Source organism: Sandarakinorhabdus sp., from assembly GCF_031422795.1.
Taxonomy (GTDB): domain Bacteria; phylum Pseudomonadota; class Alphaproteobacteria; order Sphingomonadales; family Sphingomonadaceae; genus Sandarakinorhabdus.
In genome coordinates this window covers 1-1617 of sequence record NZ_JANPML010000420.1, presented here as the reverse complement: position 1 = coordinate 1617, position 1617 = coordinate 1, and the positions used below count along the sequence as shown (strand labels likewise).

2 protein-coding genes are annotated in these 1617 nt (G+C 67.4%); both read left to right on the top strand.

Translation table 11 applies throughout. The annotated features are described in order from the left end of the window. Positions 1-454: PD-(D/E)XK nuclease family protein (locus RMO81_RS14540; RefSeq protein WP_310476627.1), on the top strand; the 454-nt coding region annotated here is incomplete at its 5' end. Continuing rightward, the coding region (locus tag RMO81_RS14535; RefSeq protein ID WP_310476626.1) for a UvrD-helicase domain-containing protein at positions 451-1617 on the top strand (1167 nt) is incomplete at its 3' end. The genes RMO81_RS14540 and RMO81_RS14535, both read left to right, overlap by 4 nt.

The window sequence follows — 1617 nt, the reverse complement described above, 5'->3', positions numbered from 1 at the left end:
CGGCGTGATGCTGAGCGGCCGGATCGACCGGCTCGACCGTGATGGCGACGGCAATCTGCGCGTGATCGATTACAAGACCGGCACGCCGCCGTCAGGCACACGGGTAAAGGCGCTGGAGGCCAACCAGCTGGCACTGGGCCTGGCGATCGCGGTGACCGGCGGTTTGCGCCGCGATGGCCAGCCGGTGCCGGGCGGAACTGCGGGGTCCATTGAATATTGGCAGCTGAAGGGCGGACGCAAGGATCAGGGCAAGCGCCACACGCCGCTGGGGAAGGGCGCCGATGTGCCAGATCATGTCACGCGGGCACTGATCCGGGCCGAGCAATTGGTGGCGCAGTATCTGCTGGCGCAGACGCCGTTTCCGGCCAAGCTGCAGCCACAGTGGGCCTGGGGTGATTTCGATCATCTCGCCCGCGTCGCCGAATGGATCAACCGGCGGGAGCGTCAGTCATGAACAGGGAGCGCACCAAGGCGCTGGAGCCGCTGAAACCGGCGCAGGCCGATGCGGCCGATCCGCAGGTTCATGCCTGGGTTGCCGCCTCCGCCGGCACCGGCAAGACGCAGGTGCTCAGCGCGCGGGTGCTGCGCCTGCTGCTGATCGGCGCGCGGCCGGATGCGATATTGTGCCTGACCTTCACCAAGCTGGCCGCAGCCGAAATGCAGAACCGGGTGATGGCGCGGCTGGCGCTGTGGGCGGGCTGCACCGATGCCGAACTGGCCCATGATCTGCAGGCCATCGGGGCGGCGACCGATGCCGAAGCGCTCACTACCGCGCGCGGGCTGTTTGCCGCCGTGCTGGAAGCGCCCGCCGGCCTTGCCATCCAGACCATCCACAGTTTTGCGCAAGGGCTGATCGCCAGCTTCCCGGTGGAAGCCGGCATCACGCCGGGGTTCCAGACCCTGGATGATCGCGCCGCCGCGCTGCTGCGCCGCCGCGTGCTCACCGATGCACTCACCGATACGGGGAACCCCGGCTTTCTGGCCGATGTCGCTGAAATCGCCATCGATGGTGGTGAAACAAGGCTGCACGCGATCATGGCGGCGCTGTCGCGCCACGGTGCGGCGCTGGCGGAATTGCGCGTTGAGGGCGTGGCGCCGCTGCTGCGCCGGGCGCTGGGGCTGGCCGATGATGACAGCGAGGCGGCGACGTTGGCAGCGGGCATCGCGGCGTTGCCGTTGCTGAAATTGCAGCAGTTCGGTCAGGCTCTGGGCCGGCAGAATGGCGTGAATGCCCAGACACTCGCCGGCAAGCTGGAGGCGTTCACGATGGCCGCTGACAAGGCCAGGCTGTGGGGCGATCTGTGGCTGATGTTCTACACGGGCGAAAACAAGCCAAGAGCATTGACCGGAATGGTGCCCAAGGCTCTCGATGACGAAAACCCCGATTGGCGGCCGTTCTGCGCTGAACTTCAGGCCCAGCTGCTGGCTATCCGCGCCGATCTCGAACGCTGGCAGATACTGGCTTTTGCTGGCCGTCACCTGCGCGTCGCGGTGCGGTTGGCGCAGGATTGGCGCAGCGCCAAGCACCGCGCCGGGGTGATCGATTATGACGACATGATCGCCGCCGCCGCCCGCCTGCTCGGCGAACCGGGCGCTGCCGATTGGGTGCGCTTCAAG